A 22,450-nucleotide genomic window follows, 5' to 3' on the forward strand; every position below is an offset into this window, starting at 1 on the left:
ATGAAGATCTCCATGGAATGGCTTTGCGCCGCGCAGCATGGTGAATCATTCGCCGCGATTCGTGAACCTGATCTTTCCCGCATCGGGCATCGCGCACGAACGGCACGCAAGCCTGCCTGCAGGAATGGCATAGCGTTTGCTTGAAGCAAGGTATCGCGACCGGAAGCTCCCCGCTTCACCCAAGATCGCGCTGTAATCACCGGAACGAGACGGCCCTGCTCACCATTCAGGTGCCATCGACCGGTTGAACGAAGGGTGCGTTGCAACCGCTGATCCAAACGGAGGTTTTCGTTGGCCAAGCTGGACCCTCTGAACACGTCGCGCTACTGGCATGCATCCGGCATCCCCGGCATGGACATGCTGCACGCCGACTTCACCACGCACGAATACGCGCCGCACGTGCACCATTCCTTCGTGATCGCGGTCACCGAAGTGGGCGGCGCGGAATTCAAGAGCCGCGGCCGCACGGGCATCGCCCAGCAGCAGGCGCTGCTGGTCTTCAATCCTTCCGAGCCTCATTCGGGTCGCATGGGCGGCAGCACACGCTGGCGATACCGGGCGCTTTACCTCGCCGACCCGGGCATCAGGCACCTGATGAACACGCTGGGCATCGACCAGACCCGATACTTTGGTTCCAACATCTTCAGCGACCCGGAGCTCATCGCCAGCTTCCTGGAACTGCATCGGGCCTTCGACGGGGACAGCGATCAATGGGATCCACTGCGACAGCAGGAGCTCTTCGTCCACAGCTTCGGAACGCTTTTCCAGAACCACGCGCAGCCGGGCCAGCGCGTGCTTCCGGTGCCGGCCGACCGCGGCGTGCTCGCACCGGTTCTCGAACTGCTGCGCGATGCCTTTGCAGAACGACTGACGCTCGAGCAGATGGCGTCGGCCGCCGACCTGACGCCCTTCCAGCTGATCGGCGCGTTCAACCGCCTCATCGGCCTGACACCCCACATGTACCTGACGCAGCTGCGTCTGCGGGCGGCTCTCAGTCATCTCACCGCAGGCCGGCCGCTCATCGAGGCGGCCGTGGCGAGCGGCTTCTACGACCAGAGCGCCCTCACCCGGCATTTCAAGCGCACCTTCGGCATGACGCCCCTGCAGTACGTCCGCGCGCGGATCAACTGACCCGCTGAATTCCCCCTCGCGGTACGCGCCGAGGGCCTGCACTTTTCCCATCCATACGGCTCGCGCGGGATGAACGCGCCGGGCCGGCTTTTATTCGCCTGCACCGCCCTCACCCCGACCGATCGAATTCTTTCGGGGCTTCTTTCTTTGCGCATGCTGCTATGCCGCAATTTTTGCCAATACGGGTTCCGGCGCGCTGACTATCGTGCAACTAAATGGTTTCGGCCATAGCAAAGTAATCAGTTCGTTTTCAATAGTGTTTAACCCACAGGTGACCCATGCAAAATGTTGATCGCGGCATTACTGGTTCTTCTCTCGCAGGCTCCGCAATCCTGCTGGAAATAGGCGCTGAATACGGAGTCATCGATTTCCTCCAGAAATCGCCGATCGTGGACGCGGCGGCCGCATCCCGGTCCTGCGGAATCAAGGAATCCGTCATTTCGGCCTACCTCGATTCGCTGAGCAAGGCCGGCATCATCGAAGACCTCGGCACCAAGGCACCGCCGACCTACAAGGTCGGCAGCAATTTCGATGAATTGATCAACGAGGTCGGATACCTTTCCTGGGCGCTTCGCGCCTGCGCGCCCCTGATCAACAACGCGAAGGAATTCTCGGAACGCAACGAGGAGGCGCAAGCCAAATATCCGCGCAGCGGCGGCCTGGTTGCCCGGACGTCGAAATGGATGGGGGAAAAATCCTTCTACCCCCAGCCGGAGAACGCCATCGTCGCGATGGCACCAAAGAAAATCGTGGATCTTGGATCGGGCTCGGGCGGCTTCCTGATCCGCATGCTGCGCAAGATTCCCGGCTCCACGGGCGTGGGCATCGACCTGAGCGCATCGGCCACCGAGCAGGCCGTCCAGGCCGCCAAGGACGCCGGCATGAGCGACCGGCTGCAATTCGTGACGGCCCCCATCCAGGTGCTCGTGGAAGACGCGTCGCTCATCAAGGACGCCGACATCATCCACGCGGGCTTCGTCATGCACGACCTTCTTCCCGCCGAGGAAGAAACGCTCGATGCATTGCTGCGCGCCTGCTGCGCCCATGCGATCAAGGGCACGCTGATCATCGTCGATGCAATTCCGGTTGCCCAATCCAATTGGGAAAAACCGTTTGCCGCGGCATTCAACCACCTTCACAACCATTTCATGTCCAGGAGGCTTCTGAGCGAAGAAGAATGGTCTGAAAAATTGTTCCGCGCTGGATTTTCCAATGTGCGGATCGAAGTACTCGATCACCCTGGAGGGCGCATGCTGATGGCAAGCAAGTAATCAAGCAATTCAATTTCTTCCGTTTTCCCCATGGCGTTTTTTAACCAACCGTAATTAGGAGAAAGAAATGAGCGTTACCATTTCCGATCTGGTCGAAAGAGTTAAAAGTCATCGTTGCTATTCGCACCCGATTTTCAAGAATTGGGCGAAGGTAGAACCGGAGCCGCCCGTCGTCGGGGCACTTTTCCACCAGATCCAGAGCTTCTGCGCGTCGACGCGTCCGGGATGGGCCTTTCCCGACGCACTGAAGGCGCACGGGCTGCACAGGCAAAGCGAGCTGCTCGAGGAAATCGTCGAAAGCGAATCGGGCCACGGCCCCGAGCTGGCAACGATGGCGGGATACATCATCAACCAGTCGGCCGAGAAGCCGGTGTTCGCGGACCTCTACAACCAGGAAAAAGTCGAGGCGAAGCTCAAGGCCTTCTCCGACCAGCTGCTCGGCTCCCTGCCCGGCTACGACATGGAAACCGGCCTGACCACGCAGGTCCGCAAGGCCATCGGCGTGTTCGACCACCGCAAGCTGACGGACATCGAGAACACCTACCGCAACCTCGGCACCACGCTGGCGCTGGAAATGATCTCCAACCAGCAGCTGATTCCGGGCGAGAAGTACTGCCTGGTGGACAGCGGCATCTACAACGCCGATCTCGAGGTGCCCGAAATGCACTACCTGCTGGAGCACTGGGGCGAAGTCGGCGCCGAGCAGCACCACGAGCAGAACGCACGCACCGCCGTCGAGCTCGCGCTGAAGACGGAGTACGCCCACCTGGTCATCGAAGGCGCGGACGACTTCCTCGACTCGCTGACCGGCCTCTGGGACGTTCTGGACGCAGCCCTGCTGCAGTCCGGCGTCGCCGCCGCCGCGCAGTCGCAGCGCAAGGTGGCCTACGTCTAGTCCACGGGCGGTTGGATCCATCCACGCTCGGACACGGCGTTCACCACCACTGAAGCGGATCGGGTAGCCACATGGTCGCCTATCTGATTGGCCGGATGTCCATCGTGGATCCGGACCAATACAACGAGTACAAGCAACTCACGCCCGGGATCATCGAGAAGTTCGGCGGCAGGTTTCTGACGCGGGGAGGCGAGCGCATGCACCTTGAAGGCGCTCACGATGACAGGCGCGTGGTTCTTGTCGAGTTCAAGACAGCGGACGCGGCGAAGAAGTTCTACGAATCACCGGAATACACCCATGCAAAAGGGTTGAGAAAAGACGCCGCGGTCGACATGCAGCTCATGGTGATCGAAGGCTTCGAAGAGCCTCTACGGCCCTAGCTCTTCGCTTTCGCCGCCATGTCTGTCCTCCAGATCATTCACAACAAACCGAGCGATACGACCGATGGAGACTCGGTCGTATCAAACAGAACATGACGACAACCATCGCACTACCGGCTGCCTCGAAAAGCAGCTTCTTCTCATTCGTTGCGCTGCTGCTGGGCGCAGCGGCCCTGGCGCTGGGCGGCGTATTCCTGCGCCACAGCGAATTGCCCCCGACCGCCAGCGCGGTCTACCGGGTTGCCCTTGCTATCCCGATCTTCTTCCTGCTCGACATGCTTGCGGCCAGGGCCGAGCCCGTGGCCACGGGCAGCCCATCCTCCGGACAGCAACGCTTGCCGGCCATTCCGGTCAAGCTCATTCTTGTCGGCTTCATCTTCTCGGGAAACCTGGCGCTCTACCACTGGTCGATGACGCTGACCACGCTGGCCAACTCCAACCTGCTGGCCAACCTCGCGCCCATCTTCGTGGTGCTCGGCTCCAACATCTTTCTCGGAAAGAGGTTCAAGCGCGGCTTCCTGTTCGGAATGCTCTTCGCGCTGACCGGCGCGTTCATCCTCATAGGCCACCGCCTCGACTTCGGCTCCAACTACATGGCGGGCAATCTGCTGGGGCTGCTCACGGCGGTCTTCTACGGCTCCTACCTGCTGGCGGTGAGCCTCGTGCGCTCCAACTACCGGACGATGACCGTCATGGCATGGAGCAGCGTGGGCACGTTCATCGTGCTGCTGCCCATCACGCTGCTGCGCGGCGAATCGCTCGTTCCGCACACGCTTCACGGCGTGCTGATGCTGGTGGCGCTGGCGGTGGTTTCGCATGTCGGAGGCCAGGGCCTCATTGCCTATGCGCTGGCCAAGCTGCCAGCCGCGATGTCGTCGATCACGCTGCTGATACAGCCTGTCATAGCCACCGTGTTCGGCGCGTACCTGTTCCACGAATACCTGAGCGTCACCGAATTCGTGGGCGCCGTGATCATCCTGGCCGGCATCGTGACAGCCCGGCGTTTTTCCTGAGCAAGCAAAAAAAGCATCCCGCACAACCCGAGGAATTCATGTCTCCTTACCTTTGCCATATCGAACCCGATTGCCTCCGATTCGAGGCCGACGTCATTGCGCGCCGGCCGAATGCAGTTCTTCTCAGCAAGTCTTACTTCTATCCGGGTGGCGGCGGGCAACTGGCGGATCGCGGCACGCTGCAGTGGAACGGCAGCGAGGTGAAGATCGACCGCATCGAGATGGAGGGCAACAACGCCTGGCATTTCTTCGACGAGGCGGACATCGGCAAGACGCCGGGCGACAAGGTCGTCGCGAGCGTGGACCAGGACTTCCGCTCGATGATGAGCCAGCTGCACACGGGCCTGCACATCCTCAACGCGCTCGTCTACCAGCGCTTCGAAGGCTCGCTGGTCACCGGCGTGCAGATGGCGGCAGACGGCACCGCCCGTATCGACTTCGACTTGCCGGCGGTCGACAACAACGAGTTGCGCAAGCTCGAGCCGCAGCTCAACAGCCTGATCTCCGACGGCCTGCAGGTGAACGCGGTGTACCTCGACTCGGCCGCGCTCGCGCGCGAACCCGGCGTGCTGCGCAGCCGCTCGGTCGCACCGCCCGCCCAGGCCGACGGCACCACGCGCATCATCGAGATCGTCGGCCTCGACCGGCAGGCCTGCGGTGGAACGCACCTGACGAAGACTTCGCAGTCGGCTCCCTTGCGCATCCTGAAGATCGAGAACAAGGGACAGCACAACCGGAGAATCCGGATCGGCCTGGTCAAGTAGACAGAGACAGAGGCGGGGAAGACATGCAGCAAGTCGAAGCATCGAAAGAAGCGGCTTCCTCACGCCCCCTGCCCGAGGGCTTTGTTCCTTCGAACTGCACCTATTCCGAACAGGATTGGCCTGTTCTGGCAAGGCAATGGTTTCCGGTCTGCCGCGCCGACGCCGCGCTCGCCAAGCCCAGGCAGGTGGTGGTGCTGAACCTGCGGCTGGTCGTCTACCGGCTGCCCGACGGCATCCGCGTCGGCCGCGACATGTGCCCGCATCGCGGGCTGCCCCTGAGCGGCGGCCGCATCGAGGGAGAGGAACTGGTTTGCGCCTACCACGGGCTGCGATTCGGCTCCGACGGGCAATGCACGAAGGTGCCGGAGAAGCTCGCGCCGAAGACGGCGGATTGCTTCATGGTCACGATGTTTCCCGCCGTCGAACGGCACGGCCTTGTCTGGACTTGCCTGATCCCGGATGGTGAGCCTGCGATACCCGGTATTTCGTTGGCGATGGAATCGGATGGGCAAGGCGATCCGGCTCCCTTGTTCAAACTTCTTCCAGAAAATTCTGCCGATGCAGGACAGTTTGATATTTCGGTCATCAAGCTGAACTCCGATCTCGAAAATCATCAATCCCTGCGGAACCTTGCACTCGATGAGTACCAAAGACTCTTCGATGAGATCGGCTCTGGCAGCCAGACAAACGCAGATCGCAAATCTCTCTCCTGATCTTCTGCCGAGAGAAATTTTCGCCAATATAACGGTGCTTCCTCCTGTCATGCTGCACCTCAAAGCGAGGCCAACACATGACGCAATCATTTCGCCAGGCAAGCTCTGAAGTCCTTCCCCTATCGGGCATGGATCTCGATGTCCGCCAAGTGGAGCTGCTGCTGTATCTACGTCGCCTGTTGCTGTTTCTATCCCGCTTCCGCGGGTATTGATGCGGCGGCCTTGCATTGAAGCCGGTCCGCGCTCGTTCACACGAAATTCAAGAAGAACCAGATGACAGTTTTTTCCACCGAGTCCTTCGCGGACCACGAACAGGTCGTTTTCATATCCGATGACCGGGTCGGGCTGCGGGCCATCATCGCCATCCACAGCACCCGGCTCGGGCCGGCCCTGGGTGGCTGCCGCATGTACCCCTACGCCGACGAAGCCTCCGCCCTGCGAGACGTGCTCCGGCTGTCGCGCGGCATGACCTTCAAGGCCGCGGCCGCCGGGCTCGGCCTGGGCGGCGGCAAGTCGGTGATCATCGGCGACCCGCGCAAGAGCAAGACACCCGAGCTGCTGCGGGCCATGGGCGTGGCGGTCAACCGCCTCGGGGGCCGCTACATAACGGCGGAGGACGTGGGCACCACCGTCGACGACTTCGCCTGGGTGCGGCAGAGCACGCGGCACGTGGTCGGCCTGCCGGAGGCTCTGGGCGGCACGGGAGATCCTTCGCCGACCACGGCGCTGGGGGTCTATCACGGCATCGTCGCCAGCGTCGCGCACCGGCTCGGCCGCGACCTGCGCGGGCTGACGGTGGCCGTGCAGGGCCTGGGCAACGTCGGCTGGAGCCTGTGCGGGCTGCTCGCCGGCGCCGGGGCGCACCTCGTGGTGACCGACGTCGACGGGACACTCGCGCGCAGGGCCTCCGTCGAATTCGATGCGCGGGTGGTGGAACCCGATGCGATCTACGCCGCGCAGGCCGACGTGTTCGCGCCCTGCGCGATGGGTGCCGTCGTGAACGACCGGACCCTGCCGCAGATGAAGTTCCGGGTGATCGCCGGTGGCGCCAACAACCAGCTGGCCCGCGACGAACACGGCAGGCAGCTGCGAGACATGGAAATCCTGTACGCGCCGGACTTCGTGATCAACGCGGGCGGGCTGATCCGCGTGGCCTCGGAGCACGAGGGCTTCAACCGCGCGAAGGTGGATGCGCAGGTGGAAGCCATCGGCGCCACGCTGCACCGCGTCTTCGAACTCGCGGACCGCACCGGCACGCCGACGCAAGCCGCGGCGATGCGGCTCGTGCAGGAGCGGCTGGGCGGCGGCCACGCCGACACCGCCGGAAGCAACGGCAATAACGGCAACAACAGCGCCAGGAGTCCCCTGGCCGAGCGTGTCGCATGAACACCATCGAAATCCTGCGCACCCTGGTGGCCTTCGACACGACCTCGCATCGATCGAACCTCGACCTGATCCACTGGATCGCCGACTACCTCGCGGGGCACGGCGTCAAGGTGCAGCTCGTGCACAACGAGGACAAGCGGAAGGCGAACCTGCTTGCCAGCATCGGCCCCGACGCGCCAGGCGGCATGGTGCTCTCGGGGCACAGCGACGTCGTGCCCGTGACCGACCAGAACTGGAGCGCCAATCCCTTCAAGCTGGCGGAGCGCGACGGCCGCTTCCACGGCCGCGGCGCGGCGGACATGAAGGGCTTCATCGCCGCATGCCTGTCGGCCGTGCCCGCGTGGCGGCAGCACGCCTTGAGTCGCCCGATCCACCTCGCCTTCTCGTACGACGAGGAAATCGGCTGCCTCGGCGTTCCGCAACTCGTGGAGCAGCTGAAGACCCAGGTGCCGTCGCCCGCGCTGGCCATCATCGGCGAGCCGACGGAGATGCGGGTCGGCGTCAGGCATCGCGGCTTCTTCGGGCATCGGGCGATCTTCACGGGGCTGCCGGCGCATTCGAGCGATCCGTCGCTCGGCGCGAGCGCGATCGAACCGGCCGCGTACCTGGTCACCCGCCTGGCCGGGTTGCGGCGGCGCCTTGCCAGCGAAGGCGGCGAGGCAACCATCAACATCGGCCGCATCGACGGAGGCACCGCGATCAACATCGTGCCTGGCTGCTGCGAGGTGCTGTGGGAGTTCCGCCCGCAGGACGAGGCGGCGGCCGAGCTCGTGCGCGCCACGGTCCGCGAGGCGCTGGCCGATCTTCCCGCGGGCGTCACCGTCCAGGCGATGCAGGTCGCCGGCGTGCCGGCGCTGTCGGCGCGCGACAACGACACGGCCGTCTCGGTGGCGCGCGAACTCGGAGCGCTCTGGCCCGAGGCCGACCTGCCCTTCGGCACCGAGGCGGGCTTCTTCCAGCAGGTCGGCATCCCGACGGTGGTGTGCGGCCCGGGCTCCATCGTCCAGGCGCACCAGCCCGACGAATGGATCTCGGCGACCCAGCTGCTGGCAGCCGACCGCTTCATGCAATCGGCCGGCGCCTGGGCGCTTTCCAGGCCTGCCGCGCGTTCCACTTCAACTCTCAAGACAGCATGAAAAATCTCGACGCAGCCGCGCTGGCGGACGCCAGCAGCAACTTCGCGCCCCTCTCCTCCAACGCCCCAGCGGCACAGGGCGCACAAGCCCAGGACGCCACGCGCCGGACGATTCTTGCGGCGGTCATCGGCAACACGCTGGAGTGGTTCGACTTCGCCGTCTACGGCTTCTTCGCGCTCACCATTTCCAGGCTCTTCTTTCCCACTGGCGACGAGACCTCCTCGCTGTTGCTGACGGTGGCGACCTTCGGCGTGGGCTTCGTGATGCGCCCGATCGGCGCGGTGGTGCTGGGCTCGCTCGGCGATTCGCGCGGGCGCAAGGCCGCGTTGTCCACCACGATCCTGCTGATGGCACTGGGCACGGCCATGATCGGCTTCGCACCGACGTACGCCGACGCCGGCCTCTGGGCGCCCGTGTGGCTCGTGCTGGCGAGGCTGATCCAGGGCTTCTCCGCCGGCGGCGAAGTCGGCGGCGCGACGGCATTTCTCGTCGAACACGCGCCCAAGGGCCGCAGGGGCTACTTCGCGAGCTGGCAGCAGGCGAGCCAGGCCGGCGCGCTGCTGCTGGGTTCGGTATTCGGCGCGACGCTCACCGACGTGCTGACCCCGGAACAGCTCGAGGCATGGGGATGGCGGGTTCCGTTCCTGTTCGGGCTGATCATCGGACCGGTGGGCTGGTACATCCGCACCCGGACCCAGGACCCCGAGAGCTTCCGGCAGGCGAAGGCGGTGCACCGGCAGGCGTCACCGCTGAAGCAGGCGCTCGGCTCCTACCGCAAGGAGATCATCGCCGGCTTCGGCGTGACCATCGTGTGGACGGTGTGCACCTATTTCTTTCTCGTCTACATGCCGACGTATGCGGTGCGCACGTTGAAGCTGCCGCAAAGCGTGTCGCTGTGGGCGAATGGCGCGGGGCTGATGGTGCTGGTGGTGCTGGCGCCGTTCTTCGGCGCGCTGTCGGACCGGATCGGACGCAGGCCCCTGCTGATCGGCTTCGCCACCGCGATCCTCGTGCTGGCCTATCCGGCGCTGTGGCTTCTCACGGCCGTGCCCAATCCCTCGACCCTGACCATCGTGCTGCTCGTCTTCGCTGTGCTGATCGCCGGCTTCACCGGCCCCGCGCCCGCTGCCATGGCGGAGCTCTATCCGCCGGAGGTGAGGTCCACGGGCCTTTCCATTGCCTACAACTTCGCTGTCACGATCTTCGGAGGCTTCGCGCCGTTCATTGCAACGGCGCTGATCGCGCGGACCGGGAATCCGCTCGCTCCTGCCTGGTACGTGGTGTTCGCGGCGGCGGCGAGCCTCATTGCGCTGCTGGCCGCCGGCTCGGCCTTGCGCAACAGGGATTGAGGCCGACGCCGCCGATCGCTTCCTTCGACAAGAACAAACCATCACATGCCAGACCTGAAGAACACCCTGAACCTGCTGACGACCCCGTTTCCGATGAAAGGAGACCTGCCCCGGCGCGAGCCGGCATTGGTCGAGCGCTGGGCCCGGCTGCGCATCTACGAGCGGATGCGCGCGGCGGCCGCGGGACGCCCGCCGTTCGTGCTGCACGACGGCCCGCCCTATGCGAACGGCGACATCCACATCGGGCACGCGGTGAACAAGGTGCTCAAGGACATGGTCTTCAAGAGCCGCTTCTTCGATGGCTTCGATTCGCAATGGATTCCCGGTTGGGACTGCCACGGCATGCCCATCGAGCACCGCATCGAACAGACGAACGGCCGGGGACTGCCGACCGAGCAGGTGCAGCGACTATGTCGTGAATACGCCCTCTCGCAGACACAAAGCCAGAAGAAGGACTTCTTGCGCCTGGGCCTGCTCGGCGACTGGGACAGGGCCTTTCGCACCATGGATTTCGAGACCGAGGCCAACGAGATCCGCTTTCTCGACCGCATCCGGCAGCGCGGCCTGCTGTTTCGCGGCCAGAAGCCGGTGAACTGGTGCGTCGATTGCCAGTCGGCCCTGGCCGAGGCGGAGCTGGAATACGCAAGCAAGCGCTCGACGACCGCCTATGTCGGGATGCGGGTCGTGGATGCCGTCGATCTCGCATCGCGCTTCAAGTGCGCACCCGAACCCGGCAAGCAGGCCCGGCTCGTGATCTGGACCACGACGCCCTGGACGCTGCCCGGCAATGCGGCCGTGGGCCTCGACCCGCAGGCCGGCTACGGCCTGTACGACACACCCGATGGCCTGCTGGTGCTGGCAGCGGAAACCGGCGGGAAGCTGCTGCAGGCCTTCGGAGTCGAGCACGAACTCTGCGCGACTGCCTCCGGCACCGACCTGGTCGGACTCATGCTGAAGCATCCGCTGCACGACGTCTCGGTGCCCCTGGTGGCCGCCGATTTTGTCTCGCTGGACACCGGCACCGGCCTCGTCCACCTCGCGCCGGCGCACGGCTCAGAAGACTTCGAGCTGTGCCGCGGCCTCGGCATCACCGGAGACAACGTGATCGATGGCGCGGGCCGCTTCGTAGCAAGCCTGCCTGCCATCGGTGGCATGTCGCTCGAGGAAGGCAGCAAGGCGATCCTCGAAATGCTGAAGGCCGACGGCTCGCTGCTCAGGCAGGAGCGCATCGAGCACTCGTACCCTCACTGCTGGCGCCACAAGACGCCGATCCTGTTCCGCTCGACGACCCAGTGGTTCATTGCCATGGACCGCCCCGCAACAGGCGACGCGCGCACGCTGCGCGAGACCGCGCGCGAGGCGATCAGCGACGTGCCGTTCTACCCGGCCTCGGGCCGCTCGCGCATGGAAGCGATGATCGACGGCCGGCCCGACTGGTGCGTCTCGCGCCAGCGCACATGGGGCGTTCCCCTCGCGTTCTTCGTCAGGCGCAGCGACAACTCGCTGCACCCCGAGACCGCGCGCCTCATAGAGGAAGTGGCGCGGCGCGTGGAGCTCGAAGGCATTTCCGCCTGGACTCGGCTGAGTCCCGCGGACCTGGGCGTGGATGAGTCGGAGTACGAAAAACTGTCCGATACCCTCGACGTGTGGTTCGACTCCGGCTCAATCCACGCAACCGTGTACAGGGACGCGCGGCGCCCCGACGCGCACGGCTATCCGGCGGACCTGTACCTGGAGGGCTCCGACCAGCACCGGGGCTGGTTCGGCTCCTCGCTCATGACGGGCTGCGCGGCGGACGGCCGCGCGCCGTTCAAGGCAGTGCTGACGCATGGCTTCGCCGTCGACGGAAACGGCAAGAAGATGAGCAAGTCGCTGGGCAACACGGTCAGCCCCCAGCAGGTGGCGAGCACGCGAGGGGCGGACATCATCCGGCTGTGGATCGCGAGCACCGACTATTCGACGGACATCTCCGTGTCGGAAGAAATCCTGGACCGTGTCGTCGAGATGTACCGGCGCATCCGCAACACGATCCGCTTCCTGCTGCTGAACGTGTCGGACTTCGATGCAAACGCCGATCGGGTGCCCGTGAGCGATCTCGAAAGCGTCGACCGGCACGCGCTGGTTCGCTGCCGCGAGCTTGCCGCGCAATGCCGCGAGGGCTACCGCGACTACGACTTCGTCGCCGTGACGCGGCTCGTGCACGGCTACTGCGCCGAGGAACTCGGCGGCTTCTATCTCGACGTGCTGAAGGACCGGCTGTATGCCAGCGCGCGCGACAGCCGCGAAAGGCGATCCGCGCAGACGGCGCTGCACGCCATCCTGAAGAACCTTCTGCTGCTCGTGGCGCCCATCCTCAGCTTCACGGCCGAAGAGGCCTGGACGGTGCTGCTCGGGGACGCGGAGGACAGCGTGTTCCTCCACACCTGGGACGAAGCCATGCCACCCCGCATGAGCGACGACCCGAAAGCGGCTTCGGAACTGGAGTACTGGCGGCATGCGAGGCAGCTGCGACCGAGCGTGATGAAAGCGATCGAGGAGCTCCGATCCTCGGGGGCCATCGGCCGCTCGGGCGAAGCCAGCGTCGTCATCGAGGCGCCTGCCGAAGTCGTCGAATCGCTTTCCCTCATGGACTCTGAGTTGCCGTCGATCTTCATCGTCGCCGACGTGGCCCTGAAGGAAGCCGGCAGCGTCGACGTGAAGGTCAGGCGCACCGCATCGCTGCGCTGCAGAAGGTGCTGGAGGCACGACGCTTCGCTGGATGGGGACACCGATGGCGACGAGGGAATGCTCTGCGACCGGTGCAGGACGGTTCTGGCAGGGTTTCCGGAGCTGCTCGGTACATAGGGCCTAGGGCCGGCGGGACAGGAGCGCCGGCCAACCAACGGGCTTCGGCGCCTCCGCCGGCGGAGCCGTGCCGGATCGCCCGTGCACATCCCTCCATCTATTACTCCATGTATCAATACAAGTGATTGGAGTCCTATTTTTTGCATCTCATGCAATCAATACAGTTTCATGCAACCGGCGAGCGATAACGAAAACCCGCCGCCGGCCTTCCTGAAACCCAACCAGCATGAGGTACACCATGAGCAACTCCGAACACAACACCGTCGTCATCACCGGCGCCAGCAGCGGCATCGGCCTGGGCCTGGCCGAGGCTTTCCTGAAGCAGGGCTACAACGTGGTCGGCACCGGCCGCTCCATCGAGCGCCTGCAGGCGGCCGCCAGGAAGCTGGATGCGGGAAACCGCTTCCTCGCCGTCGCGGCCGATGCCGGCCAGCCCGACTCCGCAAGGCACCTGTTCGAACAGGCCATCGCCCGCTTCGGCCACGTGGACGTGCTGGTGAACAACGCCGGCATCTTCACCGCCAAGCCCTTCGTGGAGTTCACCCCGGAGGAAATCGAGCAGAACATCTCCACCAACCTCAAGGGCGTGCTGTACGCCTCGCAGGAAGCGGCTCGCCACATGATCGGACGCAAGCGGGGCAAGATCGTCAACATCACGGCGGCACTGGCGATGCAGCCGCACAGCAACGTGCCGGCGCTGCTGGCCGTGGCGCTCAAGGGCGGCATCAACGAGGCCACGCGCGCATTGGCGCTCGAGTTGGCGCCGCACGGGATCACCGTCAACGCCGTCGCGCCGGGCCTGGTCGATACGCCGATGCATGCGCCGCAATCGCACGACTTCCTGGGCAAGCTGGCGCCGCTGAACCGCATCGCCAGCGTGGACGAGGTCGCGGACGCGGTGCTCTACCTGGTCAACGCGGATTTCGTGACCGGCACGGTGCTGCCGGTGGACGGCGGCTTCAGCGCGGGCCGCTGAAGCGCCCTCTTCCATCGACACATCCAAGGAGCACACCATGCCATTCGTCAGCATCCGCATCACCCGTGAAGGCAACACCGCCGAGCAGAAGGCCCAGGTCATCAAGGAGGTCACCGAGACGCTGGAACGCGTACTGCACAAGCCGCCGGAGTGGACTCACATCGCCATCGAGGAAATCGACACCGACAACTGGGGCTTCGCCGGTGTCACCACGACACAGCGGCGCAAGGAGCAGGCGCCGAAGAGTCGCTAGGCCAGACCCACTGTGAACGGACGCATGCCCCTGAACTGACCGGGAAGATCCGGGAAGTGGCCGGAAGAAACGGGCCGCCCCAATGAAATCGGGCCTTTTGGGGCCATCTGGACTGTTGAGGCGGCCAACCCTCGCGGACGCATGGCAATGCGCCCCTGCGCCCCGTCTGATGCCTCGGCCAGTAGCCCTGAAAGACCGCGCCCGCCCCAGGGGACTCCCTTGGTGGAGCGGTCCTGCTGCCATAGCTCTGGATGGCCCCACCACGTCCCCGCTCCTGCCCAACTTGCACGCTACCGTGCGAGTTCAGATGTGGCGTGCGAGTTGGGTAACTCATTGAAATCTCAAGAGATTTTCTAGAAGGCTCAACAAGGGAGGAGTTCGAACTCGCACGCAATTTGCCCACCATTTAGGCAGAACTCGCACCAAACTCGCACGCAGCAACCGAAAAAAAGCCCCTTTTCAGGGGCTTTTTGTCTGGCTAAATCCGCCTGTGGATAACCAAGATATCGCGCGCCGCTTCACCCAGTCAAGCTACTTTGACCTGTCAGGCATGTCAGCCACTTCCTCGCCGAACTTGGACGCCACGTAGGCCCGCATCGCCGCAATCAACGGTGTCGGACCTTGGTACTCGTCAGAAAGGAATCCCCCAGTGGTCTTCACCAGGGCATGCCAACCGCTTCCTGGTCGCCCATTAGGCGCGACGCAAAGGTTTTCCCGCTCGATGATTGGACCGGCCAACGCCCAGTCCTGAGAGAACTTGTGGCTCATCCAGCCGACAGCCGGACTGATCGCACGAGGCGCTTTCCACATGAAGTCCCCCTTTGGGATCGTCTTGCCGGACACGGGTTCATAGCCTTCCGCCTCGGCAACCCAGAAGTCGAGCACAACACCAGTCAGTTCAGCAGTTTTCATGGTCTTCAAACAGATTTTTTAAGCAGCCGGAAGAGATAGGACCGGCTGAACTTGTACCTCCGGCGGATCGCATCGAAGGGCTCACCGGCATCGTAGCTCTGAATGATCTCGCGGTTCCGATGCACCTTCAATGCGGCCTCGCACTTCGCGACGTACACACTGACGCCGCCAAACCGACCGACGAGCTGGACCGCCGCCTCGCGCCCAACGCACTCGACCAACACCGCCCACATGCGCGACGTGCCGTCGACCACCTCTGGGATCTTGATCTCGTCGCCGGCGAACATCTTGACCAGGTCGATGGTGGCATCGATACCGATCACGTCGACCAGGGCCTGAGCGGTCTTCGGCAAGGAGTCGACGTGCTCGATCTGGCGCAGTTGCACCGTCTCGTCGAACAAGCTGAACTGCCCATCGTTGACCGCTTTGTGGCTCATTGCGTGGCGGCGCCTTCCCGGCGTTGCTGAACGCCCAGCGCGGCGGAGAGACGATGCAGCTGGTCGTGGTTACACCACTCGTAGAAATCCGGCGCCTGCTCACCGAACATCTGCTTCGCGATGCCATCAGCGTAGGTGTCTGGCTTGCGATCGAGGCTGATGAGCTGCGCGCGGATCCGGCGGATGAGCTTCAGCTTGTCTGCTGGCGGTACCGGGCGCCGTGGCCGCTTGCCGCCGGGCTTCGCGATGGTCTTGAAGCCGATCTTCTTGAGGTACTCCAGCACGTTGGCGCGGCCAACGTGATCGAGATCTTTGGAGCTGCGGACGCGGCCCTGTGTCCACAGCATGTCGCGATAGTCCTCGTCGCTCATGGCGAGCTGCTTCTTGGCCAGGTGGATTTTGGCCAGGTCGGAGTTGCGATGGTCGCGGGCTAGCTTGCTCATTCGCCAGGCCTCCGCTCCACGACGATGTGTTCGCCCGACGAGTCCTTCGCCAGCGCCACGTACCCGCGCCGCTGGAGCCATTCGAAGGCCTCAACGAGGTACTCATCGGCCTCGGTAAGGGAGTGAACCTCGACAGCATTGGCGTTGGTGAGTCCCAAGACCAGGTCGTGACCGTCTTGGTCCACGCAACTGACCTGCAGCACATCGAACATCGCGTCATCTGCGATCTGCAGGGCGCGATGGAGCAATGCGACATCGTCGTCGGTTGTGCCCTTGGATGTCCGTGCTGCTGATGCCGACGCGTAGAGAGCGCGGCATTCGTAGGTGTCAGGGAACTGGGCCTTTGCTTCACGGCAGGCGACCTCCGTCGACTCTTTCCAGTCGGTCCAGCGGCCACCTTCGATGGCCCAACGACCTTGCCACGCATCGGGTGGCAACGGATGCAAAACACAAGGTTCGGTGCTGATGAATTCAGGAGGGTTCATGGCTCGATCAGGTGAGTGAAAAGGCTGCGCTGGCCGATCCCTTCGATGGCCTCGGTGCGGCAGCGCGGGCAGAGGTGGCTATCGGGGCCGACCTGGGTTGCATGACGTGGGCACAGCGGGCGATCGCAGGTGCCGTGCGCGTCTTGACGAGGGCCATCACAGAGAAACTCGCTGGGGTAGGCACATAGCACCAGTTGCCCATCGAGCAGCAGTTGCTCGCTGCATGGCGCCGGCAGCTTGGCGCCTCTCATGTGGATCACGCCGCCCCCTGGGATTCGATAGAAGGGCATCACGCGGTCCCCCTGCTACATTGGCGACCCACTCTGAAGGAGCCCGCATGAACATCCAAGGATTGAACGCAGCGATACCTACCAGCGATCAGCTTCACGGGCTGAATCCGGCACAACGAAAGAAGAGCGTCGAAGACGCGATCGAGGTGGTTCTGAACGCAATCGAGCAGGAGAGGCATGCCCCAGATCTGTGGGAAACCGAGTTCTTGCTCCTGGCAATGGCAGCAGTTCTTCGAGGGCAGCATTGGCTCGCGGCCACGAACATTGCGAAAGCCCTCGCCTTGGCCGAAGAGCGCAGCCCAGAGGCCAAGATGGAAACTGCCGAACCTTGGCCAATGCACCGAATGCATGCGACTCTGCAGGCCGTGCGAGCGGCTCCGTTTCAGTAAGCCGCCATGTCCAAGCCCTCTCGCACTGCCGCGCAACTGCAGCAGATGTTGATTGAGCGGATTGAGGCGATCCCCGACCTTCGAGGGCTGCTCACCGATGTGCATCGTGGGGGCGTTGTCGGTACCGGAGGCGATGGTGAAGGCGGTCCGACCTGGACGGTGCCGATACTGACCGACCGCAGCGCTCATCGGCGCGACATCGCGCGGATCATTCGAACGCTGCAGGGACAGTTCGACCTCGAAGACTGACGCGGGCGATACTGCATCCATCGAACACTGGAGGCAGAGATGGCTTACGAGATCGGACAGACCTGCATGCTGATCAACATCGGCTTGTCGAGGAGCGAATGTGCATCGTGGGTGCAAGCCTGGGGCGCCATCACAGCTCTGGCTGTCGCCGGGGGCATCGCGGTGGCACAGATCAGAGCGACGCGCAAGCACGCAGCCGAGGTGGAGCGAGACAAGCAACGAGCGCTGATCGAGGTGATCGCCACCCTCGCACGGCTGCTCATGTTGGAGATCGAGTCCCGAACCGCGCTCGTGACTGCGGAGACCGACGAGCAGACCCGCAGATCGTTGTTCTTGGCCAAGGAGCCATTTGGCGACGTATACGACGCGGCGAAGGCGATGCCGATCCATGAACTGCCCGACGTCGAAATAGTCCAGCTCGCCTTCGGTCTGCGACGGCTCACGGCTTTGGCAATCAATGTGTTCGAGCGCCTCGTTGCCGAGTACGACACGCAAACAGGCATCTTCCTTAGAGCTGGGAAGCCGTTCTCCGCAGTCGTCATGGGCCTTGAGGGACTTGTCGAAAGTTGCAAGCAGGCGTCGATGGCCCGAGAGGCACGCTAGTTTGTTGTCCATCAGGAGTCTCCAGATGGCGAGTCGTCAAGCATCTCGGTCGCCACTGTTTCGCAGCGATCGGCCAACTCTTCCAGCGCGCTGAGGTTGAACTGGTCGAGGCCATCCCACTGGGCAGCCATCGAGAGAAGTTTCTTGCGTAGCGCGCGCAGACTGCGGATCTGACCCGCAGCCAGTTGCCGATTGGTGGGGGCTCTCATGTCGTGGCCTTTCGCTGCGCAACGCGCAGCAGTCGGTGATAGGAGCCTGGGCCAGCCTGGTGCCCCGCGCCGAACTCGCTACGGGCAATGCCGTCGATGGCGTCAACGCAGGCCTGCAGATAGACGAGGTCACTGAGAAAGCCGAAGTTGGCCCGGCCCGCTCGGTAGCGCGCGTTGATGGTCTGCTGCGTGGCCACGGGCACCATGCGCCAGTGATTCGGGCACAGAAAGCGGCCCGACTGCACGGTGGCGCCGCACTTGAAAGCGTCACAGAAGCGATTCATGGTGTGTACGGAAGTCCGATGACTTCGAAGTGGTTGTGATCGGAGTGGTCCTTGCCGGCCGGGTGGCGCTCGCGCCAGCGCTCCAGCTTCTTCCACCACGCTTCATGCTCTGCGTCGTTCTCGGGTGTGTCGACGCACTCGGCTGGTGCTGGCGGGCGCCTGGCGCTGTAGGTTTCGAGCTTGTCCTTGAATGCCGCTGCGGCGCCCGCTTCGGCAAAGCCACGCAGCGGTCTGTCGCCTTCGTAGTCGGTGCAGGCCATCACGACGTGGATCTGGCGTTTCATCGTCACCCCTCCTCGCTTTCGAGCGGGACGTCTTCCCACCACGGCTCTCCGCCAGATGGCGAGCGCCAGAGCTGCTGCAATACGCGGATGCGGTTGTGCGCTGGATCCACGCCGAACCCAGGAGGGTTCATCGAAGGGCGTACAACGAAGCGCAGAAATCCTTGCGCCACCTTGGCCGAGCTGACCGCCGCGTGCTTCGTCGTGAACTTCCAGGTCCGTGGCGTGGCGCCTGGCTCAAGTTCAAGCGACTCAGCGATTTGCCGGCGTTCAATCACATGGGCTGCAATGACAAGGCGAGCAAAACCGACGAAGTCGAATGCATGGCCAGGCTTGGGCTGCATGCACTCAACCAACTCCAGAATCTGGGCGTCTTTCATTGCCTACCCCAGCACCAGCGGCCCGAGCCACCAGTTCCACAAGCCAATGAGGCTCGAGCCCAGAAAGAACAGCTGCTGCACGAGCAGCCAGCGATGCCGCAAGGTCGCGCTGAAGGCGATCCAGCCAAGGTTGCTGACCAGGAACGCACCGAAGCCCCAGGCTGGATGGAACTGCGTGGCAAGCAGCCATGCGCCTGCGATGCCAAACAGGGAGCCGAGGATCTCCGAAGGTGTTGTCGGGCCGGGCCTGCGCGCCGTGTTCGCCCGGAACTTCCAGGCGGCCCATGCAGCCATCTTCGAGCGGCCGTCGCCGGCCTTCTCCCAGTAGCCCTCGAAGGCCGCGTGTTCGTCGCCGTGCGCCGGCGTGCCCTTTCGGAACACGGAGCGCATGTCCACTGGCTGCCAGCCGCAGAGCCACGCCACGCCAGCGAACACGGCGAAGGCGACGACGAACCAGAACAAGGCAATGACGGTGCTATCCATGCTGCACCGCCTTCCAGCCCTTGCCGGGCGTCCACTCGGTCATCACGTCGGCATCCTGGCCGGTGAAGGCGGGATCCTCTCGCACGATCCGGAAGCGCGAACGATCGCCGAAGCTGTTCCGGCCGAGCGTGGCCGCCGCGTCCATCACCTCCATCGACTGGAAGTCGTTGTCGGCGTCGAAGCGAACCACGTCCTTCCAGGTGGTCGAGAAGATGTTGACCTGCAGCTTCGCGGGCTTCTTGCGATCAGCGGTGGCCATCGTTGCCCCCAGTGCGCAGAAGGATGCTGCCCATTGCGACGTGCTGCGCGTCGGCCTCGCTCGTATCCAGCGACGGCAGATCGAGATCCAGCCCTTCACCGCAGCCGGACGTGTCGAGCTTGATCGCCTGAAACCAGTTCGCCAGCGACGCCGCCGAGCTGACGGTATGGTGCAGGGCCTTTTCCTTGTCACCAGTGATGACGGCGCGCAGGCACTTGCCCGCCAGCTTGCCGAGCAGCCAGTGCCAGTTCTCCGCGCTTTTCTGGCGGTCGTGCGCCTCGCCGAAGCGATAGCGCTGATGCGCTGCTTCATACTGCACCGCAGAGAGAAACTCTTCGGTGTGCGGGTTGTTGATCAATCCGCGCAGGTACGCGATCTCGGCGGCGGCTCGCTGCATCAGATCGCCGGGGACGGGGTAGAAGCCGTCCTGCAGTATCTGCAGCTCGGCGTCTGTCAACTTGGACATGGAAGGCCTTTCAAGAAAGGCCCCGGCACCCGAGGGTGCCGGGGAGAAGACCAAGCGGCCGGTGGTCGGCTCAACCTGATCAAGGAGGGAGACGGAATCAGCCATGAGTGAGCTTCAGTGGCTCGCGCCCTATGGCCAGTGGCGCTGGTGATGCGGTGGGCGGCTTCGGCATGCGCACCTGGCCGGCCTTGATGGCGCAGTACTCGACGTCGACTTCGCCCTGGATCTCGAAGACGCGATCGACGGCGGCGTCATAGCGCAGGTGGCCATCCACGGCACCGCGCAGCAACGCGGCGACCTTGAGGCCCGCATCTGCGGGCAGTAGGATCTGAACGAAGCCCACGGTCAGGCAGCACATTGCCTGGTTGGACTTGCTGGCGGCACGGGTGGCCATTACGCGACCTCCTCCCCGTGGATCCGCCACATGGATGCCCCCGCCTCCAGGCGGGCCAGTTCTTCGACGCGAAGGAAGCCCTCGCCGAAGATCTTCTCGCCCAGTCGCTTCGCAGCTTCTTGAGCACTGTGCGTGCAGCTGCAGCGCCGCCCGCGCACAGTACCGGTGACATAGGCGCCAGAGAGATCGCGCACCTTCACATCGATGGCAACGGTTGCGGCGGCCATCACTCGGTCCTCCAGATGCGCAACGTGTTGCCATCGATCCGGCGGATCGTGAATTTCTTCTGAGTGCTCTTCGCGTACTCGCTGACGCATTTCTGGAGCGACGCACGCACCGAGTAAGGCAGCTCGGCACTGTCTTGGCGGTCCATGCGATCGAGTAGCGCAGCCCACTTCGTGCGACCGTTGCCGGCGTGCGCTGGAATCGGAACGTCGCAGTCGATCTGGATCGCTGACGCATCGATGTAGGTGCGAGGCCTGCGCGTTGCAGCGCCGCCCGTCAGGGCTGCACCCACCGGACCGAGTGCGGGATGGACGCTGGGCCTTGCCTTGATCTTCGGGTGGCCAGCGCCGAGCCGGTACACCATCTCATCCTCGTCCTCGTGTTCGGCACGCACCAAGGCGCCGGAATCGACCGCCGGTGTCAGCTGGACAGGCAGACCGCGCACGGGCACACCGAACTTGACACTGATGTCATCGACGGTGAGCGTCTCGTCCGGGTTGGTGGTCAGGAACTCGATCACCTTCCAGGGCAGCGTGCCCTTCATGGGGGTGTAGACGGTGCTCATACAGCCGCCACGTCCAGGCTGATGGGGAAGTAGTCGCCCGAGTGCGGGTCGCGCTCGTAGAAGCGGATGTAGGGCTTCGTGCTGGCGACCTGCATGCTGTCGCCGATGGCTTTCATGGCCAACTGCCACTTTTCATCGTCGATGTCGTGGCGGCGCAGGCCGAGCACGCGGCCAGTGCTGATCTTGCCCTGCTGGTCGACCTGGAACGCGTCATTCACCAGCACCTTGAGGTTGACGTTGCTGCTCTTGCTCCAGCTCTGGATGCATTCGTCGATCAGGGCTTTCGCCGCCTGCAGGCGCTCGTCGAAGGTGATCGACTCCTGCATCTGACGCACGATCTTGTAGCGGCCGTCGAAAGTCACCAACGTGACGTTGCCCTTCTTGCCGCCATGCTTCACTTCATAGGCAGCAAGGCTGCGCTCGACGAAGTCGTTGACGGCCTGCATTGCAGCGACCTTGAACGCCACCAGGCGCGAACTCTCGACCTTGGCCTGCTCGACGAGCTGGGTCACCACGCGATGGCGGTCCTTGTCGATCTCTTTGATCTTGCTGGTCGGGATCAGGGCGCCGTTGGCGTCTTCCCAATAGCCGGGGTGAATGGATCTTTCGTTCATGAGGTTCTCCGGATGAAAAATTGGTCAGGTGGGAAGACGAAGCTGCCCGCGCAGATCGGGCAGTGAGACGCCCTGCATGGCACTGATCTGCACGAGAGTGGTCATCGCGCGGTCGTAGAGAAAAACGCATGTCTCGATCAGCTCCTCCGCGCTCTCGGCCATGAAGTAGCCGGCGGCGGGCGTGGCGCAGATGTGAAGGCCCTGCTTGCGCAGCTCGACCACGATGTCGCGCACCTGGCGCTGGAACATGTCGGGGTTCGCGAGCTGCCCCGTGATGCGCTGTACCAGCTCACGAACGTGGATTCCGTTCGCCTTGCCGATGTGGTGCTGTAGCTCGGCCAGCACCTGGGCGGAGGTGATCTGCATCATGG

At 63.8% G+C, this 22,450-nt stretch carries 34 protein-coding genes; 18 read left to right on the top strand and 16 right to left on the bottom strand.

The features are described 5' to 3' along the window. The 15 genes from EJO71_RS34440 (at position 1) to EJO71_RS25545 (ending at position 14,111) form a co-directional block, all read left to right on the top strand. The gene (locus EJO71_RS34440) at positions 1-144 is read left to right on the top strand and encodes a hypothetical protein (protein ID WP_164546904.1); all 144 of its coding nucleotides are present in this window, start codon (positions 1-3) and stop codon (positions 142-144) included. Between the two features lie 147 nt (positions 145-291). Next, positions 292-1,131 (top strand): AraC family transcriptional regulator, encoded by an 840-nt coding sequence (locus tag EJO71_RS25485; RefSeq protein ID WP_125951366.1) that lies wholly within the window; start codon positions 292-294, stop codon positions 1,129-1,131. A 278-nt stretch (positions 1,132-1,409) separates the two neighbouring features. Beyond that, positions 1,410-2,402, top strand: a complete 993-nt coding sequence (locus EJO71_RS25490) for a class I SAM-dependent methyltransferase (protein ID WP_125951365.1) — start codon at positions 1,410-1,412, stop codon at positions 2,400-2,402. A gap of 67 nt (positions 2,403-2,469) precedes the next feature. Further along, positions 2,470-3,297: a hypothetical protein gene (locus EJO71_RS25495; RefSeq protein WP_125951364.1), complete on the top strand. Its 828-nt coding sequence runs from the start codon at positions 2,470-2,472 to the stop codon at positions 3,295-3,297. Between the two features lie 71 nt (positions 3,298-3,368). Then, positions 3,369-3,677 carry a DUF1330 domain-containing protein gene (locus tag EJO71_RS25500; protein WP_125951363.1) on the top strand — a complete coding sequence of 103 codons (309 nt, stop codon included), beginning with the start codon at positions 3,369-3,371 and terminating at the stop codon, positions 3,675-3,677. A gap of 92 nt (positions 3,678-3,769) precedes the next feature. Next, positions 3,770-4,690 carry a DMT family transporter gene (locus EJO71_RS25505; RefSeq protein ID WP_125951362.1) on the top strand — a complete coding sequence of 307 codons (921 nt, stop codon included), beginning with the start codon at positions 3,770-3,772 and terminating at the stop codon, positions 4,688-4,690. Between the two features lie 38 nt (positions 4,691-4,728). Beyond that, a complete protein-coding gene (locus EJO71_RS25510; protein ID WP_125951361.1) occupies positions 4,729-5,454 on the top strand; it encodes an alanyl-tRNA editing protein in 726 nt (241 codons plus the stop codon). Positions 5,455-5,477: 23 nt separating this feature from the next. Next, positions 5,478-6,167 carry a Rieske 2Fe-2S domain-containing protein gene (locus EJO71_RS25515; protein WP_125951360.1) on the top strand — a complete coding sequence of 230 codons (690 nt, stop codon included), beginning with the start codon at positions 5,478-5,480 and terminating at the stop codon, positions 6,165-6,167. Between the two features lie 77 nt (positions 6,168-6,244). Next, complete coding sequence (locus tag EJO71_RS34980) at positions 6,245-6,379, top strand: hypothetical protein (protein ID WP_276311684.1); 135 nt, start codon at positions 6,245-6,247, stop codon at positions 6,377-6,379. A gap of 61 nt (positions 6,380-6,440) precedes the next feature. Continuing rightward, complete coding sequence (locus EJO71_RS25520; protein WP_125951359.1) at positions 6,441-7,553, top strand: amino acid dehydrogenase; 1,113 nt, start codon at positions 6,441-6,443, stop codon at positions 7,551-7,553. Continuing rightward, the gene (argE, locus tag EJO71_RS25525; protein WP_125951358.1) at positions 7,550-8,689 is read left to right on the top strand and encodes an acetylornithine deacetylase; all 1,140 of its coding nucleotides are present in this window, start codon (positions 7,550-7,552) and stop codon (positions 8,687-8,689) included. The genes EJO71_RS25520 and argE overlap by 4 nt, the downstream gene beginning before the upstream one ends. Further along, entirely contained in the window at positions 8,686-10,038 is a 1,353-nt protein-coding gene (locus tag EJO71_RS25530) for an MFS transporter (RefSeq protein ID WP_125951357.1), read from the top strand. Before argE ends, EJO71_RS25530 begins: the two co-directional genes overlap by 4 nt. Before the next feature lie 45 nt (positions 10,039-10,083). Beyond that, positions 10,084-12,882, top strand: a complete 2,799-nt coding sequence (gene ileS, locus EJO71_RS25535; protein ID WP_125951356.1) for an isoleucine--tRNA ligase — start codon at positions 10,084-10,086, stop codon at positions 12,880-12,882. 238 nt (positions 12,883-13,120) lie between these two features. After that, on the top strand, positions 13,121-13,858 hold the full coding sequence (locus EJO71_RS25540; RefSeq protein WP_125951355.1) for an SDR family oxidoreductase: 738 nt from the start codon (positions 13,121-13,123) through the stop codon (positions 13,856-13,858). A 37-nt stretch (positions 13,859-13,895) separates the two neighbouring features. Beyond that, on the top strand, positions 13,896-14,111 hold the full coding sequence (locus tag EJO71_RS25545; RefSeq protein WP_125951354.1) for a 4-oxalocrotonate tautomerase family protein: 216 nt from the start codon (positions 13,896-13,898) through the stop codon (positions 14,109-14,111). 531 nt (positions 14,112-14,642) lie between these two features. Here EJO71_RS25545 and EJO71_RS25550 read toward each other — a convergent pair. From EJO71_RS25550 to EJO71_RS25565, 4 genes are read right to left on the bottom strand one after another with little or no spacing between them, the layout of a single operon-like run. Then, positions 14,643-15,023 (bottom strand): phage protein NinX family protein, encoded by a 381-nt coding sequence (locus EJO71_RS25550; RefSeq protein WP_125951543.1) that lies wholly within the window; start codon positions 15,021-15,023, stop codon positions 14,643-14,645. 5 nt (positions 15,024-15,028) lie between these two features. After that, the gene (locus EJO71_RS25555) at positions 15,029-15,460 is read right to left on the bottom strand and encodes a Mor transcription activator family protein (protein WP_125951353.1); all 432 of its coding nucleotides are present in this window, start codon (positions 15,458-15,460) and stop codon (positions 15,029-15,031) included. Next, complete coding sequence (locus EJO71_RS25560; protein WP_164546903.1) at positions 15,457-15,903, bottom strand: regulatory protein GemA; 447 nt, start codon at positions 15,901-15,903, stop codon at positions 15,457-15,459. Before EJO71_RS25560 ends, EJO71_RS25555 begins: the two co-directional genes overlap by 4 nt. Beyond that, positions 15,900-16,388: a hypothetical protein gene (locus EJO71_RS25565; RefSeq protein ID WP_125951351.1), complete on the bottom strand. Its 489-nt coding sequence runs from the start codon at positions 16,386-16,388 to the stop codon at positions 15,900-15,902. Before EJO71_RS25565 ends, EJO71_RS25560 begins: the two co-directional genes overlap by 4 nt. A gap of 337 nt (positions 16,389-16,725) precedes the next feature. Between EJO71_RS25565 and EJO71_RS25570 the strand changes: the two genes are divergently transcribed. The 3 genes from EJO71_RS25570 to EJO71_RS25580 are packed head-to-tail and all read left to right on the top strand — an operon-like array spanning position 16,726 to position 17,919. Next, positions 16,726-17,067 carry a hypothetical protein gene (locus EJO71_RS25570; RefSeq protein WP_125951350.1) on the top strand — a complete coding sequence of 114 codons (342 nt, stop codon included), beginning with the start codon at positions 16,726-16,728 and terminating at the stop codon, positions 17,065-17,067. 6 nt (positions 17,068-17,073) lie between these two features. Next, complete coding sequence (locus EJO71_RS25575) at positions 17,074-17,316, top strand: hypothetical protein (RefSeq protein ID WP_125951349.1); 243 nt, start codon at positions 17,074-17,076, stop codon at positions 17,314-17,316. Positions 17,317-17,355: 39 nt separating this feature from the next. Then, complete coding sequence (locus EJO71_RS25580) at positions 17,356-17,919, top strand: hypothetical protein (protein WP_125951348.1); 564 nt, start codon at positions 17,356-17,358, stop codon at positions 17,917-17,919. Positions 17,920-17,930: 11 nt separating this feature from the next. Here EJO71_RS25580 and EJO71_RS25585 read toward each other — a convergent pair whose 3' ends face one another. From EJO71_RS25585 to EJO71_RS25640, 12 genes are read right to left on the bottom strand one after another with little or no spacing between them, the layout of a single operon-like run. Then, entirely contained in the window at positions 17,931-18,128 is a 198-nt protein-coding gene (locus EJO71_RS25585; protein ID WP_125951347.1) for a hypothetical protein, read from the bottom strand. After that, positions 18,125-18,412 (bottom strand): hypothetical protein, encoded by a 288-nt coding sequence (locus EJO71_RS25590; RefSeq protein WP_125951346.1) that lies wholly within the window; start codon positions 18,410-18,412, stop codon positions 18,125-18,127. The genes EJO71_RS25585 and EJO71_RS25590 overlap by 4 nt, the downstream gene beginning before the upstream one ends. After that, positions 18,409-18,696: a hypothetical protein gene (locus EJO71_RS25595; RefSeq protein ID WP_125951345.1), complete on the bottom strand. Its 288-nt coding sequence runs from the start codon at positions 18,694-18,696 to the stop codon at positions 18,409-18,411. The genes EJO71_RS25590 and EJO71_RS25595 overlap by 4 nt, the downstream gene beginning before the upstream one ends. Before the next feature lie 2 nt (positions 18,697-18,698). After that, positions 18,699-19,073 (bottom strand): hypothetical protein, encoded by a 375-nt coding sequence (locus EJO71_RS25600; protein ID WP_125951344.1) that lies wholly within the window; start codon positions 19,071-19,073, stop codon positions 18,699-18,701. A 3-nt stretch (positions 19,074-19,076) separates the two neighbouring features. After that, complete coding sequence (locus tag EJO71_RS34830; protein ID WP_240651508.1) at positions 19,077-19,556, bottom strand: hypothetical protein; 480 nt, start codon at positions 19,554-19,556, stop codon at positions 19,077-19,079. Continuing rightward, positions 19,549-19,815 carry a hypothetical protein gene (locus EJO71_RS25610; RefSeq protein ID WP_125951343.1) on the bottom strand — a complete coding sequence of 89 codons (267 nt, stop codon included), beginning with the start codon at positions 19,813-19,815 and terminating at the stop codon, positions 19,549-19,551. Before EJO71_RS25610 ends, EJO71_RS34830 begins: the two co-directional genes overlap by 8 nt. Then, positions 19,802-20,386: a hypothetical protein gene (locus tag EJO71_RS25615; RefSeq protein WP_125951342.1), complete on the bottom strand. Its 585-nt coding sequence runs from the start codon at positions 20,384-20,386 to the stop codon at positions 19,802-19,804. The genes EJO71_RS25610 and EJO71_RS25615 overlap by 14 nt, the downstream gene beginning before the upstream one ends. Next, positions 20,379-20,675, bottom strand: coding sequence for a hypothetical protein (locus tag EJO71_RS25620; RefSeq protein WP_125951341.1), 297 nt, complete (start codon positions 20,673-20,675; stop codon positions 20,379-20,381). The genes EJO71_RS25615 and EJO71_RS25620 overlap by 8 nt, the downstream gene beginning before the upstream one ends. After that, positions 20,675-20,902 carry a hypothetical protein gene (locus tag EJO71_RS25625; protein WP_125951340.1) on the bottom strand — a complete coding sequence of 76 codons (228 nt, stop codon included), beginning with the start codon at positions 20,900-20,902 and terminating at the stop codon, positions 20,675-20,677. The genes EJO71_RS25620 and EJO71_RS25625 overlap by 1 nt, the downstream gene beginning before the upstream one ends. Beyond that, positions 20,902-21,465, bottom strand: coding sequence for a hypothetical protein (locus EJO71_RS25630; RefSeq protein ID WP_125951339.1), 564 nt, complete (start codon positions 21,463-21,465; stop codon positions 20,902-20,904). The genes EJO71_RS25625 and EJO71_RS25630 overlap by 1 nt, the downstream gene beginning before the upstream one ends. Beyond that, the gene (locus tag EJO71_RS25635) at positions 21,462-22,079 is read right to left on the bottom strand and encodes a DUF3164 family protein (RefSeq protein ID WP_125951338.1); all 618 of its coding nucleotides are present in this window, start codon (positions 22,077-22,079) and stop codon (positions 21,462-21,464) included. Before EJO71_RS25635 ends, EJO71_RS25630 begins: the two co-directional genes overlap by 4 nt. Positions 22,080-22,103: 24 nt before the next feature. Continuing rightward, positions 22,104-22,445: a hypothetical protein gene (locus EJO71_RS25640; RefSeq protein ID WP_125951541.1), complete on the bottom strand. Its 342-nt coding sequence runs from the start codon at positions 22,443-22,445 to the stop codon at positions 22,104-22,106. Positions 22,446-22,450: the final 5 nt, after the last annotated feature.

The sequence above is a fragment of the Variovorax sp. 679 genome, assembly GCF_003952185.1.
Classification (GTDB): Bacteria; Pseudomonadota; Gammaproteobacteria; order Burkholderiales; family Burkholderiaceae_C; genus Variovorax.